Genomic DNA, 14,036 nt, shown 5'->3' with positions numbered 1-14,036 from the left:
TCACGCTTCCGACGTGTTGCGCGTCGCGGCGTAGCGCGCGGGCGCGTTGCCGTCGGCTGCCGCGTCGGGTGTTGCTGCCGGCAGGTGGCGCAGGCAGTAGAAGCCGTAGTAGACGATCACGACGAAGCATGCGAGCGGCACGACGAACGCGAGCTGCATGTTGCCGCCGGTGTGATCGGAGATCAGCCCCTGGATCAGCGGCACGACCGCGCCGCCGACGATGCTCATCACGAGGATCGAGCCGCCGTATTCGGTGTCCTTGCCGAGGCCGTCGATCGTGAGGCCGTAGATCGTCGGCCAGCACGGGCCGAGGAACACGCTTACGCACACCGCTGCATAGACGGCCGTGATGTCGTGCACGCTGATCGTGTACGCGAGCAGCGCGATGCACAGGATGCCGTAGACGATCAGCACCTTGGCCGGGCCGACGCGCTTCATCACGAGCGTCGCGACCAGCTTGCCGACGAAGAACGCGAAGAACGTCGCGAGCAGGTAGCGCGAGGCGCCGCGCTCGGTGAGACCGCCGATCTGCATCGCGAGCCGGATCGTGAAGCTCCACACGCCGACTTGCGCGCCGACATACAGGAACTGCGCGACGATGCCCGCGACGAAGCGCCGGTTGCCGAACAGGCGCGCGAGCGTGCCGCGCGCGTCGATCCGGTGCGTGGCCGCGCTCGGCCCGTTGCCCTTGCAGGCCGGGTAGGGCGTGAGCGCAAACACGACGAACACGGCGACGAGCACGACGATCAGCCATTTGTACGGCTCGAGCGTGGCCTGGATCATTGCGAGCTGGCGCACGTGCGCGTCGGCCGCCGACATTGCCGCGAGCTGCGCATGCGACGCATCGCCTTCCTTGAAGATCAGGAAGCTGCCCATGTACACGCCGGCCATCGCGCCGAACGGGTAGAACGTCTGCGAGATGTTCAGCCGCCGCGTGCTGGTATCGCGCGGGCCCATCAGCGTCGAATACGAGTTCGACGCCGTTTCGAGGAACGACAGGCCCGCGGCGATCACGAACAGCGCGACGAGGAACATCCCGTACTTCGCCATCGACGCGGCCGGGAAGAACAGCAGGCAGCCGGTCGTGTAGAGCAGCAGGCCGACGAGGATGGTCGTCTTGTAGCTGAACTTCTTCACGACGGTCGCGGCGGGGATCGCGAGGAAGAAGTAGCCGAGATAGAACGCGGACTGCACGAATGCCGATTCGAAGTCGGACAGGAAGAACGATTTCTTGAACTGCGCGATCAGCACGTCGTTCAGGTTCGCGGCGGTGCCCCACAGCGCGAACAGGCAGCACAGCAGCGTGAATGCGAACAGCGGCGTGCGGTTCAGGTAGTAGCCATCGGGTGTGTGTTCGATCCTGGCTCGGCTCATGGGTGTCTCCTTCCCAATTGTCTCGTCGATGAAGGCGCCGTTCAGAGGCCGGCGTCGCGGAGGAAGCGCTCGAACGTCGCGGCGTTGGCGTACGACTTCTGCGTGCCGAGGCCTGTGACCGAATGCGCGGCGTACGCGGATGCGTGGCGCATCGCGTCGACCACGTCGCGCGATGCGGCGTAGCAGCGCGCGAAGCAGCCGATATACGCGTCGCCGGCGCCCGTCGTATCGCGCGCGTCGACCGGCACGCCCGGCACGTGCCGCACGCCGTCGCGCGACACGAGCAGCGAACCCTTGTCGCCGAGCGTGACGAGCACGTGCTTCAGGCCGCGCGCGACCAGCGCTTCGGCGGCGCGCGCCGCGGTGTCGCGCGAATCGACCGGCATGCCCGACACGATCGCGAGTTCGGTTTCGTTCGGTACGAAGAATTCGACGGAGCGAATCCGCTCGAAATCGAGGTCGGCCACCGCGGGCGCGGGGTTCAGCAGCACGGGGATGCCGTGGCGCGCGCCGAACGCGATCGCGTGATAGACGGTGTCGAGTTCGATCTCGAGCTGCAGCACGATCAGCGCGCATTCGGAAAGCATCGGCGCGGCCGCGTCGATGTCGGCCGGCTTCAGGTGGCGGTTCGCGCCCTTGACGATCAGGATGCTGTTGCTCGAATCGGGTTCGACAAAGATCGGCGCGACGCCGCTTGGCACGCCGGTGACCTTGCGCACGTGCGTGGTGTCGATCCCCTCGCGCTCGAAATTGCGGATCGTGTTGTCGGCGAACACGTCGTCGCCGACCTTCGTCACCATCACGACGCGCGCGCCGAGGCGTGCGGCCGCGACCGCCTGGTTCGCACCCTTGCCGCCGCAGCCGAGCTCGAAGTTCGGTGCTTCGAGCGTTTCGCCCCGGGCGGGCATGCGCGTGACATAGGTCACGAGGTCGACCATGTTGCTGCCGATGACGGCGATTGTCTCCATCTGTGTCTGTTCCTTGGTATGGGGTGCGCCGCATGCGTGGTCGGCGGCGGCCTGTGATGAGTGATAATAAAATCACATTAAATGTGAAAATTCAATCTCCAGACGTTAGTCGGGTCACTATTTGGGATGGGGACGTGCGATGGTTTTGCTGATGGGGATGTCGACATACAAAAAAGGTCGCACTGACGAGAAGGGGCGGAAATGTGCAAAAAAGACGCCACCTCGCATTTCACTATGTGGCAAATAGAAGTAACTGATTGATATCAAGCTACTTTATTTCCCGCTGCGTTAGGACGGCTTGAGAGTCGGCAGGGGCGTGCAAAAGTTGCCCGTCGAGGAAATTGATGAGTATTTCTAAGTTAATGTGCGCACTCAGTTGATGTGGCAAGGGAAAGCGATATCCTTTCACAATGCTTTCTGATTGAGGGCGGAAATCCACTCGATGCGAGCAGGTTGAATGACCTGACGTTGGCGCTGTCCCCGCGGGTGACAGAAGACGAAGGGCGGAGCACGGATGAACGTGACGCCGACTGCACGGGTGGCTCAACATGGGCCCCGTTTGGGGCGACGGCAGACTTACAGGACCGCGTGACATCTCGTCGACGTTGTGGCGCTTAATCGCGAGAACTGAAGGGAAACATAGTAAATGATATGAACGCCTCCCATCGCGGCGATCGAAAAACGGTGCCGTCACCACTTCGGCGCCGCTGCATTTCTGGCGTTGGCGACGACGTGCCGGTGGGCGGATTCATGGGACATTGCGTCACACGCGGGTCTGGACGTTCTTCGATCCGGGCGGGGGGGCGGGTGAGGCGGCTTCGCCTGAGACGCGGCTGAAGCTCAATTGCGGGTGCGCACCCTCAGCGGCGCGTAAGGCGATGGCCTCGACGGGCAGATGGCTGAATTCTCTCCGCGGTGTGGAGAGAATTCAGGTTGCGCCCATCAGGGTTCCGCCGTTGCCGAGATTCCGGTAACGTGGCCCCTATTGGCGCGAGCCGGCCCGCCGACTCCTCCATTCCTGACCAGATGACTGACCTAGTCCCGCATCGCTATTGACCGACATCCGCCGCATGATTGATTCGGCGCGCGCCTGGGCGGCCGCGGCAGTCAACGCGGAACTGCCCCTCCTTTATTGGCAGGTCGGTTGTCGCATTCGAGATGATGTGCTGGGCGGTGAGCGCGCAGGCTACGGACAACAGATCCTCCCCGCGCTCGCACGGCAGCTGAGAGGCGAGTACGTCCGGGGTTGGAGCGAGCAGCAATTGCGCCACTGCATCCGCGCGGCCGATGTGTTTCCTGATGAGCCAATTCTCTCCGCACTGCGGAGAGAATTGAGCTGGACCCATCTGAAGATGTTGATGTAAGTCGAAGACCCGCTCAAGCGCGGCTTCTACATTGAGCTCTGTCGTCTGGAGCGCTGGTCGTCGCGGCAGTTGCAGGAGCGGATGCAGTCGATGCTGTTCGAGCGCAGCGCGCTGTCGCGGCAACCCGATGAAGTGATCCGGCGCGAAGTGGCGCACCTCCGCGACGCGCAGCAGATGACGCCCGACCTCGTGCTGAAGGAGCCGTACATACTCGACTTTCTCGGCCTCAATGATCACTATCTGGAGCGCGATCTCGAAGACGCGATCCTGCGCGAGATGGAACAGTTCCTACTGGAGCTTGGCGCGGGCTTCACGTTCGTTGCTCGCCAGAAACGGTTGCCGATCGACGACGACGACTTCTATCTCGATCTGTTGTTCTACAACCGCAAGCTCAAACGTCTTGTCGCTATCGAACTAAAGCTCGGTTCCTTTAAAGCCGAGTATAAGAGTCAGATGGAACTGTACTTGCGCTGGCTCGCGAAGCACGAGCAGGAGCCGGATGAGGCACCGCCGATCGGCATTATTCTGTGTGCTGGGAAGAAACAAGAACAGATTGAATTGCTTGAACTTGGCAAAAGCAGCATCCACGTCGCCGAGTATCTAACCGTGCTTCCGCCGCGCGAGACGCTGCAGGCCAAGTTACATCAGTCAATCGCTGCTGCCCGCGCGCGGCTCGAAGAAAACCGCGAAACTTGAATCCGCTAAAGTTTTTGCGAGCGAGGCTGTTTACTTTGTAGCGGTCTTCGTAAACAGAAATGTAAAGAGGCGCCTCTTATGAAACTCATGACGGCTTGCGCGACTCTCGCGTTCGCTTGCTTTTCTGGCATGCGTGTACGTCTCTTGCACGGGAACCGCGAGATCTTCGGGCCGGCCTCTCCAGCCGGGCGAAGGGCCGCATGGTGAAGGTTGGAAGCCGTAGACCATGATGCGCGGTCCGGAGAAGTCGGACTCGCTCATAGTTGTGGCGGCCCGATTACATAAACGGTCGGGCTCACCAAAATTTCCCCATGTTGCATCTGAGGTAGTACGATTGCCGGTCGGGTTTCGTACATTACCGTGGCGAAGCGGGCGGCGCAGCCGGTGACGTGCCTGATTTGTCTGACATGATCGATGGCGTTCGACATAAAGATCGCCAATGCAGATCAGGGAGACTCGAACCGCGGTCGGTGATCGGGCCGCTCCAGCAATCTTGCCGGCCAAGGTCGTTCGCGGAGAATGTCGATTGAATGTCACACTTCGCCATTTGCGCGCTTTTGTTGCGGTGGCAAGACAAGGAAGTTTTACCGGCGCGGCCATCGAGCTGTGCCTGACGCAATCCACGCTGACCAAGACGATCCGCGAATTCGAATCAATGCTGGGTGTCGAGGTATTCGAAAGGAATACGCGCCGGCTCGCGTTGACTTCGTACGGCGTTTCCTTTTACGTCGACGCGGTCCGGATTCTCAACGATCTTGATTTCGCGCTGAAGGGGATCGGCGAACAGATTCGCGGGTGCAGCGGAACGGTGCATATAGCAAGCGGGCTTTCGTTCGGTTCCACCGTGATGCCGCATGTGATTCGAGCGCTCCATGAAAGGGAGCCTGGTATTCACGTCAATCTGATCGCCGATACCAGCGTCGGTGTGATCCGGCGAATAGAGTCGGGCGAAGTCGACGTTGGTATCGGCTCGTATATCGGCATGGCGGCGAGCGTACTGCACGCGAGGCTTCTGTTGACTGCCCGGCTCGGCGTCGTTTTTCCGGCTGCCTTGGTCAGCATTCCATCGCCGCTGACCCTTAAGGATCTGAGCGAACTGACGATTCTGCGAGACGCCGACGATTCGTGCATCGCTGTGGCATTGAGGCAATACGCGCCGGGCCTTTGGGAACGTATGGCGCGTAAGGTTGCAGTTACGAGCCTTGACATGCAGCTTGCGCTTGTGCGGAGCGGTATCGGCGCATGCATCATTTCGGCGCTTGCTGCGTCGCATCAGGGCGCGCTTGGTCTACCTTATCGGCTCATCGAATCACCGATACTTCAGCGCGAAATCTACATTTTTACCCGGCGCGGTGCGTCGCGTTTGCCGGCTGCCACCCGATTCCTAGATATCCTGACCGACGTGCTATCGACGATCGAATTCGCCGACGGCGTCCAGCTCGCTCCGGAATTCAGCAAATCGCCGCGCGTGTAATGACCCAGCGAAACCTGCACAGATTATGCGACTAAAGCGAATGCCTCAGCTGGCGTTTTCATCTTCAGCGCCTAGTGGGGCCGTCGATGGTTGAACTGAATCCAGTCTGCAATCACACGGCTGACATGCTGCAGGATTTCGAAGCGGTGACGGTGTACGCATTGCTCCTTGAGCGTTCGAATCACGCGCTCGACCATGCCGTTCTGTTGCGGGCAATGCGGCGTAATGAACTCCTGGTGCAGTCTGTAACTGCGCACCAGCGCCTGACCTACTCCCCGCGTTTAGTGCGGTGACGGTGTAGAGTCCGTTCCAGAGAGGAGCGGCAATGAAAAAGCGATTCACAGAAGAACAAGTCATCGGCATCTTGAAAGAAGCCGAGGCTGGCCTAAAGCCGGCGGAGCTCTGCCGCAAGTACGGCACCTCGGAAGCGACCTACTACAACTGGAAAGCGAAGTTCGGCGGGATGACGGTCTCTGAAGCGCTGCGCCTGAAAGAACTGGAGCAGGAGAACAGCAAGCTCAAGCGCCTGTTGGCCGAGTCGATGCTCGACAACGCCGCGCTGAAGGACTTGCTGGCTCGAAAGTAGCAAGCCCGCAGGCCAAGCGCGAAGCGGTCCGGATATTGATGACCGAACGCGCCATGGGTGTTACCCGGGCCTGCGGGCTGGTAGGGATTTCGCGCTCGCTGTTCTACTACGAATCACGCCGCCGAGTTGACGACGAAGCGCTGACTGGCCGGATGATGGCCATTGCCGCGCAGAAGTGCCGCTACGGCTATCGCCGGATTCACGTGCTGTTGCAGCGGGATGGCTGCTTCGCCAACCACAAGCGCATCTGACGCCTGTACAGCAAGGCGGGACTGAGCGTGCGCAAGCGGCGACGCAAGCGTATTGCGGCTGTCGAGCGCACGCCCCTGCCGTTACCAACAGGCCCGAATCAGAGTTGGTCGATGGACTTTCTATGGTCCACCCGCAAACCGCAAGCGCAGACTGGTGGCGATAGACGACTCGCGTTTATCTATCCGGCCTATAGCGATCCGATCGAAGTCGGATCTGGCCTGCATGATGTAGTCGCACGCTTCCGTCCCAATTAGTGGCGCGGCATGATGTCTGCCGGAAGTCCAGACGGGTTTGGGGAAGCGACGGATGGTCGTTTGCGCCATGCTGATTGGCTGCGCGAGCTGCGAAAAGACGTTGCATCGAGGGTAGCGATCGGTCTGGTATGCCTCAGGTGTGATAATGCAGGTTAAACTCCGCGCCGCTTCGCATGGCAGCCCATGCAATGCGTACGAGTTCGTTTGCCAGAGCGCAGACCGCAATGTGTGCATGCCGGCGTTCGGCAAGTTGGATTAGCCAGTGCCTGTGCAGTTCGCACAGGCGCACGATGGGACCTATCCGTGATTTCGTGGGCAGGTCAACTCCTCGATCAGTGCCTTGATCGGCTCCGCAAACCGGGCTTGCACCTTCCGCTCAGGCTTGACCGGACGGTAATACACTGTGCGGCGTGGCACCTCGAACCAGCGGCACAGCTTCGAAATCGAGTCGGTTATGCCTTCTTCTTTTAGTCCCTGCCGGATCGTCTCAATCACTTGTCGTCCTCGCCCAGCAAGGACTGCAATTTTCTTCTCGCGCGCAGCTCCAGCATCGCGTCGCCGTACGCTTCCTGCAGGTCATTGATCTGGCGCTCGTACTGCTCTTTCACGTCCTGCGGATTCGGTCGCAGCACGTTTTCCATGCCGCGCTTGTCATCTTCGCCTCAGTTCTCAATTTCAGAGGGCGAGAAGTCATAGGCCGGCTGGCCTCGGCCACCGTCGTTTTGCCCTGAATGATGTCCAGCACTAGCGCGCTCTTGCGCTTCGCCGTCCATCGCTTGATGTCTCCGTCCATTTTCGTGCTCGTCGTCTTTCCGTCCACTATGACGTGAACAGGTTTTCACTGGGTCACTACACGCGTGTCATGAATTAGTCGGTCGTGTGTATCTGGGTGTTAACCCGTGGTTGGTGGGGCGTGGAACCGTGCGCATTCATGAGCAAACCGAATTGATCCAGTCGAATATGTCAATTTACAAGGGCGGCCAGTTGTCCCGAGAATGAGCCTGGAGTCATCGAGCAAGTCGAACGAGCAAATGCCGATTTCTTGATGTTGCCGCCGGGAACAAGAAACGGAACGACCGTGTCGATGACCCGTCATTAAAACCATAACGACGGTGCCGACAGTTGATACGCATGCGGCACTGCTCGGGCACGAAGTGGGAATGGGGCATGTGCGATACATCGGAAGTCTTGTTCGTCGACGGCGACGAACTGCAGTCGTGCTTGGTCGGTCGGCTGCTCTTGCGAGGTTACACGGTCGAACACCAGAAATCGGGCAGTGCAGCGATGCGCAGACTGGCAAAAGGTTTGCCTGCCGTCGTCGTACTCGAGCGGCGTTTGCCCGATGTCGACGGGCTCGGAGTCCTGGCGTGGATCAGGGCTCGCTTTCCGGATCTTCCTGTCATTGTTTTGGGCAGTGCCGTGCTTGAGCACGAAGTGGTGTCGGCGCTGCGTGCGGGCGCGGACGATTTCGTCCGCAAGCCCGTGCTGGAGGATGAATTCGTCGCCCGGATCACGGCGTTGCTTCGACGGCATCATCGGCCGGCGCTAGACGTCATTGAAATCGGACACCTATTCATCGACATGCGGGCGAAGGAAGTCTCCGTAGCGGGCGATCTGGTGCGGCTGACGCAGATCGAATACCAGATCGTCGAACTGCTGGCTCGGGATATCGGCGTGGTGATTCCGCGCGAAACGATCGCGAGCCGCGTCTGGCGCCGCCCCGATGTCGAGTCGGTATCGCGATCACTGGACACACACATCTTCCGAATCCGGCGAAAACTGAGGTTGCATACACCTCGGGGCTCGCGCTGCGCTCGGCCTATACGCTCGGGTACAAGCTTGATTACGCGAGACGCGAGCTATCGAGAAGGGGGCGTGCCGGCGACAGCTACCGTCTCGACAATCGGATTGCCCGATACATGCGGGGCGTGTCGAACGTCCGGCAGGCTGGCGATAGGTGATGAAGTGGCGAGATTTGCTCATTCGGTTTTCCGTTGGCTGGCGGCACGATTCGGTTCCGCATCGACAGCGTTGAACGCTCGGATGTCAATCCATTTCCCTTTGCCGCCTTGCCGTCGATTGACACCGACCAGACGCTCGGCGATCGGGTCGACCGCGGCAATGAAATGCAAGTTTCCCGTCAAACCTTGTGCGAGATGCAATATTCGGAATTGTTGTGAAATCGGCTGAGAAATATTGTTGAGAATTGAGACAAGAATTGCTTCGTAATTCAATAAATAAGTGCGCGGATGAAGCGAGCGTGAGTCTGCGGACACGACCCGTGCCAGGCGGACTTCGGACGCGGCAGGTCACACCGGCCTGGCGTTCTGGCGGAATATGGCGTCCCTCAGACCGCTGCGAGCCGAGCCACCATCAATCAAGTTCCGTGTTCAAGCGACGTATGGCGAGCGGAGATATCCGTCGAGTCATCCTGCATAGTGGGATTGCCATCTGCACAAGTCGGTTTTCGACGGCGCGCGAATCATGTGCGGCGCGGATATTTGCGCGTGTACAGCCATATCGGTAGCAGTTGAGGCAGACAGTGATTATCTATTTGATAGAGGATGACGAGGACCAGGCGCGGTGTTATCAAGCAATGCTGGAACGGGCCACATGGACCGTACAAGTGATTCCGGAAGGCACGCGCGCGTTGAGGGAGATCCAGCGTGCCGCGCCGGACGTTATCGTCCTCGACCTCCGGTTGCCGGATATCGACGGGCTCGAGGTGATTGCATGGTTGCGCGAACGCTATGCCGCGTTGCCGGTGCTGGTGCTCACGAACGCCATTCTCGAGTCGGACCTCGTCGAAGCGCTGGAAGCAGGGGCTGACGACTACCTTGTCAAGCCTCCGCGCGAGCGGGAGCTGGTGGCGCGGATCAAGGCGCTTCATCGCAGGACCATCGAAATCAGGGAAAACCTGACTACGATCAGGTTCGGGGCATACCGGGTCGAGACGGTGGAGCGCGAGATCTATCTCGGCAACGAAAGAGTCCCGCTATCGCCCAAGGAGTACGAAATCGTAGAGCTGCTCGCGCGGAATGTCGGGCAGGCCGTATCGCGCGAAACGATGATCGGTCGCGTATGGGGGCGTGCGGTCGAGGACGAGAGTTCCCGCACGCTGGATACGCATATCTATCGAATTCGGCAGAAGCTCAATCTGTCGCGGCGCAATGGCGCGCTGCTCCGTTCGATCTACACGCAGGGATATCGACTGGATGAACTGGGTGTCGCAACAGAATAAGCAGCCTGATCGGAACTTTTCATGAACGACTGAATGGGATGTCGGGAATTAATTAGTCTCGTTAAGAGTCTTGGATATGCTGATTAATTGTTGGCGTTCACTATTAGCGATAGCGATGCTCAATAACCATGCTAGCGGCGATCAAGCACAAAACCGCCTGGTTTAAAGGGGTTTGCGGGAAATGGCGCATTTGTCGCAGTGTTGTCGGTACGCAACAAATAGTGCTGGCTCTGCTCACTAACTTTGCTAGCGCTTCTGTCGTGTCCTTTCATTCCGCTAGCGTATATGTCCGTCACCGCTTCGAAATCCTGCAGCATGTCAGCCGTGTGATTGCAGACTGGATTCAGTTCTACGACCATCGACGGCCCCACTAGGCGCTGAAGATGAAAACGACGGCTGAGGCATTCGCTTTAGCCGCTTAACCTGTGCAGGTTTCGCTGGGTCATTACAGTGCTGTGCGGCGCCGGCCACAATCTGTGGATGATGCTGCGCAAGCTGCGGCATTTTTACGCCCTGATTCTCGCCGCTTTACACAACTTCAAAACCGCTACACTGTCGCCGGCGTGGAGCCTATCAGTGCGATAAAACGAATTGTTCAGCGCCGACTAAGTATTCCTGATTTACGCAGCAAGGCGATCGAGCGTCGGATTGCTGCTCACGGCTTCCCGGGCTTCGAAGGCATGCGTGCGCGCCTGCCGTTTTTCCTGTGCGTGGACGTTGTAACGGCAGTGCATGAAAAGGTTTGGCGCCTGGTCGTGGACCGATGCAAATCGCTGCTGGTGGCGCGCTGATTTGAAGCGGCGCATCACCTTCTCGCGCAACTGCGTTGGCTGGGGTGAGTTCTACGCCCGGTTGTTCAGTCTTTTGTGGTGCCGGTGCTCTACGTTCAGGCCCAGTTCCCTGTTGGCCGCAGCGTAGCTCTTGAGCTTGTCGGTGAGTAGCACACGTGGAGCGCGCCCATGCTCTTTGAGCAGTTTGCGCATCGAGCGCCGGGCCGCATGTCGGTCGCGCCCGGCTTTGCACCAGCACGTCGAGCACCGCACCATGCTGGTCCACGGCGCGCCACAGCCAGTGCTTTCTGCCGTTGATCGTGACCACCACCTCGTCAAGGTGCCACTTGTCACCCCGGGCCATCACGGTAGGCAGATGCGCCAGGCAATGCCCAGACCGAACTTCACCAACCAGCGTTGCACCGTCTCGTACGTCACTTCAATACCACGGGCGGCCAGCAACTCCTCGACCATGCGCAGGCTCAGCGGAAAACGAAAGTACAGCCACATTGCGGAGCTGATTGTGTCGGGCGGAAATCGGCAACCGGCATAGGAGATGGCATCGTTGTCGGGTGTGCTTGCCGCACATGGGTTCGTTTCATACCCGCAATTGTCGCCGCATTTCCGGCACCATGCAAACAACGTGGCAATACCCTTGCCGCACACACCGTGCTTCATACGCTCGCCTCCCCCCATGCCTGAAGCCGTCGGCTCACGATCAACGTTGATTTCGGGACTCCGGGTGCAATGGTTCGCAGTCCGATCCAGATTCGATTCGTTCCGTGACAGCATGCGCGTGATTTTGCGGGTCCGACTATCTAGAATTCCATGTGGTTAAATAATATGAAAGAAAGTGGTTGGCATATTGTATTAATTCAAAATGGTTCAGAATTTCTTGATCGAGCGTCTGTATATTTCATTAGATTCATGAGATGACAACGGAACTCGAACAACATGCGAAATCGAGCTTCAACGCGTACCGCACTCTTCGCGCTTACTCTGATTTTTTCGAACCTGTCCCGAGCGGCGCTCGGTGGCGCACCGGTGAATTATGGCGGAGCGGGTCAAGACGAATCTCGATCGGCCGCGGGTTCGGCGATCGCCGAATCGGGAGCGATGCGATATACCATCAGACGAAACAAGGTGAAGGACCGTGTCGAGATTCATCAGTACGTCGATGCAAGCGGCCAAGTGTTTGCGGTTGCATGGTCCGGGAAGACGAAGCCTGATCTCGACGAATTGCTGGGGCACTCCGCATTCTCGACCATGGTGGCGCGGCAATCCACACCGCGCCAGATCAACCGGCATAGTCTTGAACAACGAAGCAACGATCTCGTCATTCAGAGCCAGTCGCACGGTCATCTGTTTCGCGGCAGAGCGTGGATCCCTACGATGCTGCCTGCGGGCGTTTCGAGCGAGGTGGTCCAATGAGGCGCCGACTCGCGATTTTCCTCGCTATTGCGTTCCTCGCCGGTTGTGGCGGCAACGACAGCGGCAACGACAGCGGCGACGGCGCTGCTCCGCCGCCCGTGCAAGGGCCCGGCAGTAGCGGCGTGAACGGTGATTTTCCACCGCCCAGCGCAGCGAGTCCGGGCTACAACGGCGGTTTCGTCGCGGCGAGCGGCGGCAATGTCGTTCCGGTCTATTTCGAGAGCGGCTCCTCGCCGACCTATTCGTCGAACATCCCTTATGTCGACGTGCAGGTATGCATGCCCGGCACGACGCGTTGCGTAACGATCGACCACGTCCAGGTCGATACCGGTTCGACCGGCTTGCGCGTCATGAAATCAGCATTGAGCGGGCTCGATCTCCCGGTGCAGACGAATTCGAGCGATGGCTCCCAAGTCGACGAATGCATGCTATATGCAACGAGCGAAGTGTGGGGACCGGTCGTCCATGGCGATCTTCATGTCGGCGGAGAAGCCGCAGCAAACCTGGCCATGCAGGTGATCGACGACGGCAGTGGGGCGTCGAGTGTCCCGGCTTCGTGCAGTTCAAAAGGGGCGCTCACCGATACCGTCGAAAGTTTCGGCGGAAAAGGCATCATCGGCATCAGTCAATTGTTCTCCGACAGCGGCGACTACTACGCGTGCAGCGGCAGTTCCTGCTCGTTGTCGAGCACGAGCCCAGTCACCGTGACGAATCCCGTCGCGGCGTTCGATGGTGACAACAACGGCGTCTCGTTGCAGATCCCGCCGGTGTCGGATTTTGGCGCGCCAAGCGTCGTCGGCCAATTGATTTTCGGTATCGGCACTCACATCAACAACCAGATAGCTGGTGCGGCCGTCCTCTATACCGACGGCAACGGATACGTTCAAGTCGGCGACGGAAAGAACCGGATGCTGGGATTCGTCGACAGCGGTACGGCGAGCTACTTTTTCCCGACGGACGGCCGGATTCCGATTTGCTCGGATAACGCGCCGTGGTATTGCCCGCCGTCCCCGCTTTCGGTCGACGTCGACGTGCTCGCCGTGGATGGGTCGTCCGACCGCCAGATGACGTATCGACTGTCGAGCGCTGATGGTATCTCGCAGGACATGCAGGTGGCCCCCATCGGCGAAAGCGGATCGGTGTTCGGCGACGGCGGCTCGTGGTACGTGCTCGGATTGCCGTTCTATTTCAACCGGAGGGTCTACGGTTCGATCCAACATCAAGACGGCGACCCGATGTATTACGCGCTCTGAATGCCGCGCATTTTTCAGTTCCCCAGCCTCCTCAAAACGCTATTTTCACCAATCAGCCGAATTCGCAAACGATACCCATCGTGGTACTCGGCGACGGTATCAGTTTACCCATCGATCTATCTCCTCAGAGATGTTCATGAAGAAAATATGGCTCATCGGTGCAATGCTTACTTGGTCGGACCTGAAAAATTCCTGCAGGCCCGACGCAGAAATGGATTAAACGTCATCCGGAATGATGTAGAACTCCCAGAAGGCCTATCGATCTGATGCAAAATTCATTCGCTCGCTTCCCTCATGCCTGAAGCCGTCGGCTCACGATCAACGTTGATTTCACGACTCCGGATGCAATGGTTCGCAGTCCGATCCAGATTCG

The 14,036-nt window shown here is 59.2% G+C and carries 13 protein-coding genes and 3 pseudogenes; 9 read left to right on the top strand and 7 right to left on the bottom strand.

The genetic code is table 11. The annotated features are described in order from the left end of the window. Both fucP and rbsK read right to left on the bottom strand, forming a co-directional pair. Entirely contained in the window at positions 1 to 1,374 is a 1,374-nt protein-coding gene (fucP, locus tag OEJ37_RS02545; protein ID WP_263343067.1) for an L-fucose:H+ symporter permease, read from the bottom strand. 41 nt (positions 1,375 to 1,415) lie between these two features. Then, a complete protein-coding gene (rbsK, locus tag OEJ37_RS02540) occupies positions 1,416 to 2,342 on the bottom strand; it encodes a ribokinase (protein WP_175919829.1) in 927 nt (308 codons plus the stop codon). A gap of 1,070 nt (positions 2,343 to 3,412) precedes the next feature. Here rbsK and OEJ37_RS02535 point away from each other — a divergent pair. Continuing rightward, positions 3,413 to 4,402: pseudogene (locus OEJ37_RS02535) on the top strand (PDDEXK nuclease domain-containing protein). Between the two features lie 526 nt (positions 4,403 to 4,928). Then, a complete protein-coding gene (locus OEJ37_RS02530; protein ID WP_244130798.1) occupies positions 4,929 to 5,876 on the top strand; it encodes a LysR family transcriptional regulator in 948 nt (315 codons plus the stop codon). 71 nt (positions 5,877 to 5,947) lie between these two features. Here OEJ37_RS02530 and OEJ37_RS02525 read toward each other — a convergent pair whose 3' ends face one another. After that, on the bottom strand, positions 5,948 to 6,073 hold the full coding sequence (locus OEJ37_RS02525) for an integrase core domain-containing protein (RefSeq protein WP_244130806.1): 126 nt from the start codon (positions 6,071 to 6,073) through the stop codon (positions 5,948 to 5,950). Between the two features lie 128 nt (positions 6,074 to 6,201). On the opposite strand from OEJ37_RS02525, the gene OEJ37_RS02520 reads away from it, so the two are divergent. Further along, complete coding sequence (locus tag OEJ37_RS02520; protein ID WP_175919827.1) at positions 6,202 to 6,462, top strand: transposase; 261 nt, start codon at positions 6,202 to 6,204, stop codon at positions 6,460 to 6,462. Between the two features lie 38 nt (positions 6,463 to 6,500). Then, positions 6,501 to 6,713 carry an IS3 family transposase gene (locus tag OEJ37_RS02515; protein WP_175919826.1) on the top strand — a complete coding sequence of 71 codons (213 nt, stop codon included), beginning with the start codon at positions 6,501 to 6,503 and terminating at the stop codon, positions 6,711 to 6,713. 746 nt (positions 6,714 to 7,459) lie between these two features. Here OEJ37_RS02515 and OEJ37_RS02510 read toward each other — a convergent pair. Further along, positions 7,460 to 7,761 (bottom strand): annotated as a pseudogene (locus OEJ37_RS02510) (DUF1153 domain-containing protein). A gap of 374 nt (positions 7,762 to 8,135) precedes the next feature. Here OEJ37_RS02510 and OEJ37_RS02505 point away from each other — a divergent pair. The 3 genes from OEJ37_RS02505 (at position 8,136) to OEJ37_RS35030 (ending at position 11,000) form a co-directional block, all read left to right on the top strand. Continuing rightward, positions 8,136 to 9,158, top strand: coding sequence for a response regulator transcription factor (locus tag OEJ37_RS02505; RefSeq protein ID WP_175919825.1), 1,023 nt, complete (start codon positions 8,136 to 8,138; stop codon positions 9,156 to 9,158). A gap of 352 nt (positions 9,159 to 9,510) precedes the next feature. Further along, a complete protein-coding gene (locus OEJ37_RS02500; protein WP_174419694.1) occupies positions 9,511 to 10,209 on the top strand; it encodes a response regulator transcription factor in 699 nt (232 codons plus the stop codon). A 476-nt stretch (positions 10,210 to 10,685) separates the two neighbouring features. Further along, a complete protein-coding gene (locus OEJ37_RS35030) occupies positions 10,686 to 11,000 on the top strand; it encodes a hypothetical protein (RefSeq protein WP_411859232.1) in 315 nt (104 codons plus the stop codon). 51 nt (positions 11,001 to 11,051) lie between these two features. Here OEJ37_RS35030 and OEJ37_RS35025 read toward each other — a convergent pair whose 3' ends face one another. The 3 genes and pseudogenes from OEJ37_RS35025 to OEJ37_RS35015 all read right to left on the bottom strand — a co-directional run bounded on the left by OEJ37_RS35025 (position 11,052) and on the right by OEJ37_RS35015 (position 11,657). Further along, positions 11,052 to 11,255, bottom strand: coding sequence for a DDE-type integrase/transposase/recombinase (locus OEJ37_RS35025; protein ID WP_411859221.1), 204 nt, complete (start codon positions 11,253 to 11,255; stop codon positions 11,052 to 11,054). A gap of 25 nt (positions 11,256 to 11,280) precedes the next feature. Then, a pseudogene (locus OEJ37_RS35020) lies at positions 11,281 to 11,343 on the bottom strand (hypothetical protein); the annotation flags it as partial. Next, positions 11,343 to 11,657 (bottom strand): hypothetical protein, encoded by a 315-nt coding sequence (locus tag OEJ37_RS35015; protein ID WP_411859220.1) that lies wholly within the window; start codon positions 11,655 to 11,657, stop codon positions 11,343 to 11,345. The gene OEJ37_RS35015 and the pseudogene OEJ37_RS35020, both read right to left, overlap by 1 nt. A 276-nt stretch (positions 11,658 to 11,933) precedes the next feature. On the opposite strand from OEJ37_RS35015, the gene OEJ37_RS02490 reads away from it, so the two are divergent. Together OEJ37_RS02490 and OEJ37_RS02485 are read left to right on the top strand one after the other, a co-directional pair. Next, a complete protein-coding gene (locus OEJ37_RS02490; protein WP_263343065.1) occupies positions 11,934 to 12,410 on the top strand; it encodes a DUF2844 domain-containing protein in 477 nt (158 codons plus the stop codon). Then, the gene (locus OEJ37_RS02485) at positions 12,407 to 13,663 is read left to right on the top strand and encodes a DUF3443 family protein (RefSeq protein WP_263343063.1); all 1,257 of its coding nucleotides are present in this window, start codon (positions 12,407 to 12,409) and stop codon (positions 13,661 to 13,663) included. Before OEJ37_RS02490 ends, OEJ37_RS02485 begins: the two co-directional genes overlap by 4 nt. Positions 13,664 to 14,036: the final 373 nt, after the last annotated feature.

Source organism: Burkholderia sp. BKH01 (genome assembly GCF_025685725.1).
In the GTDB taxonomy this organism is placed as follows: Bacteria; Pseudomonadota; Gammaproteobacteria; order Burkholderiales; family Burkholderiaceae; genus Burkholderia; species Burkholderia pyrrocinia_C.
The sequence above is the reverse complement of the archived record's forward strand: the minus strand, read 5'-3'. Positions and strand labels throughout refer to the sequence as shown.

Coding starts and splice junctions, on each gene's coding strand:
- OEJ37_RS02515 (WP_175919826.1), top strand. CDS start 6,501: ATGACCGAACGCGCCATGGGTGTTACCCGGGCCTGCGGGCTGGTAGGG.
- fucP (WP_263343067.1), bottom strand. CDS start 1,374: ATGAGCCGAGCCAGGATCGAACACACACCCGATGGCTACTACCTGAAC.
- OEJ37_RS35015 (WP_411859220.1), bottom strand. CDS start 11,657: ATGAAGCACGGTGTGTGCGGCAAGGGTATTGCCACGTTGTTTGCATGG.
- rbsK (WP_175919829.1), bottom strand. CDS start 2,342: ATGGAGACAATCGCCGTCATCGGCAGCAACATGGTCGACCTCGTGACC.
- OEJ37_RS02485 (WP_263343063.1), top strand. CDS start 12,407: ATGAGGCGCCGACTCGCGATTTTCCTCGCTATTGCGTTCCTCGCCGGT.
- OEJ37_RS02490 (WP_263343065.1), top strand. CDS start 11,934: ATGCGAAATCGAGCTTCAACGCGTACCGCACTCTTCGCGCTTACTCTG.
- OEJ37_RS02525 (WP_244130806.1), bottom strand. CDS start 6,073: ATGGTCGAGCGCGTGATTCGAACGCTCAAGGAGCAATGCGTACACCGT.
- OEJ37_RS02505 (WP_175919825.1), top strand. CDS start 8,136: ATGTGCGATACATCGGAAGTCTTGTTCGTCGACGGCGACGAACTGCAG.
- OEJ37_RS02520 (WP_175919827.1), top strand. CDS start 6,202: ATGAAAAAGCGATTCACAGAAGAACAAGTCATCGGCATCTTGAAAGAA.
- OEJ37_RS35025 (WP_411859221.1), bottom strand. CDS start 11,255: ATGGTGCGGTGCTCGACGTGCTGGTGCAAAGCCGGGCGCGACCGACAT.